We start from the raw sequence: 1,293 nt of genomic DNA, 5'->3' as shown, positions 1-1,293 counted from the left end.
CGGCGGTGTGGCCGCCGCCAGCGTGAGCAGCGCGGTGACCAGCACGGCGAGGATCAGGACCGGTCGCGGCGCGGTGAGCCGGGGCCGCGGTGCGGCCGCGCCGGGCTCGGCGCGCGGGGACGCGTCGAGATCTATGAGCGGTACGGCGTCAGCCACGCGTTCAGCATGACGGGCAGAAGCGACCATGGGTACGGTCCGCTGTCACTCATCACTGTGGGTAGGCTGCCGGTATGTCTTACACGGTGCCGCCGACCCGCACGGCCGCGGTCGTCCAACAGCTCCGTAACGAGATCGTCACCGGTGAGTTACCGCCCGGGACGCTCATCAAGGACGCCGAGCTGGCCGCCCGGCTCGGCGTCAGCATCACACCGGTGCGCGAGGCCATCGCCCAGCTCTCGGTCGAGGGCCTGATCGACATCGCTCCCAACCGCACCCGGCACGTCACCAAGATGACCCAGAAGAACGCGCTCGAGCTCATCGATGTGATGGGCGTGCTGGCCTGCGCGGGCTTCGAGTGGGGCGTGGAAAACCTGACCAGCACCCACCTGGACCTGATGCGCCAGCGGCAGAAGGAGTTCGTCGAGGGGCTGCGCACCGGCAACGTGCTGGCCGCCGGGGCCGCGGGCGCCGACTTCAGCACCATCGTCATCCTGGCCAGCGGCAACCGTGAGCTGCAGTCCATGGTCGACCTGGTGGTGGCGCGCACGCTGCGCATCCTGGCGATGGGTGCGGAGAGCAACCTCTGGGACGTCTGGATCAGCGGCCACGATCAGGTGCTGCAGCACCTGGAGGCCGGCGACCCGGCGCAGGCTCTGGAGCGCTACCGCCAGATCTACGTCGACTTCCGGGCCAAGATCGAGCCGGCCCTCTTCGCCGAGTAGCGCCCGCTACGCCTGCGCCAGGCGCGGCAGCAGCGGACCCAGCACGTCCAGCCCGGCCCGGCGTACGGCATAGCGGGTGATCCCCCACCGCTCGCGGTGCGCCCGCACCGCCGCGACGATCTCCTCGGCCGTGCCCACCAGCAGGAACGGCACCTGGCGCAGCTCGTCGACGCTCATCGCCAGCCGCTCGGCGTGCCCGGCGAGGAAACCGGCCGCGTCGTCGGTCACCTCGACCACTTGCACCAGCGCCTCCAGCGTGGCGTCGCCGCCCGCCCGGGCCAGCGCCACCTGCGCGTCGATGTCGGCCGGCCGCCAGCGCGCCTCGTGCTGGTGCCCGTCGGACTTGGTGCGGCCGAAGCCGGTCAGACCGACGATGTCGGCGTGCTCACCGGCCCAGCGCAGCAGCCGCGAG

General features: G+C 71.6%; 1 protein-coding gene and 1 pseudogene. One reads left to right on the top strand and one right to left on the bottom strand.

The window, feature by feature from the left end; genetic code table 11:
• Positions 1–230: 230 nt before the first annotated feature.
• Positions 231–881 carry a GntR family transcriptional regulator gene (locus tag AB0C29_RS48930; RefSeq protein WP_360835287.1) on the top strand — a complete coding sequence of 217 codons (651 nt, stop codon included), beginning with the start codon at positions 231–233 and terminating at the stop codon, positions 879–881.
• Between the two features lie 6 nt (positions 882–887).
• On the opposite strand, the pseudogene AB0C29_RS48925 reads toward AB0C29_RS48930, so the two are convergent.
• A pseudogene (locus tag AB0C29_RS48925) lies at positions 888–1,293 on the bottom strand (F420-dependent oxidoreductase); the annotation flags it as partial.

Origin of the sequence: Actinoplanes sp. NPDC048791 (assembly GCF_040650095.1) — a bacterium.
In the GTDB taxonomy this organism is placed as follows: Bacteria; Actinomycetota; Actinomycetes; order Mycobacteriales; family Micromonosporaceae; genus Actinoplanes.
This window is presented reverse-complemented; position numbering and strand designations above follow the sequence as displayed.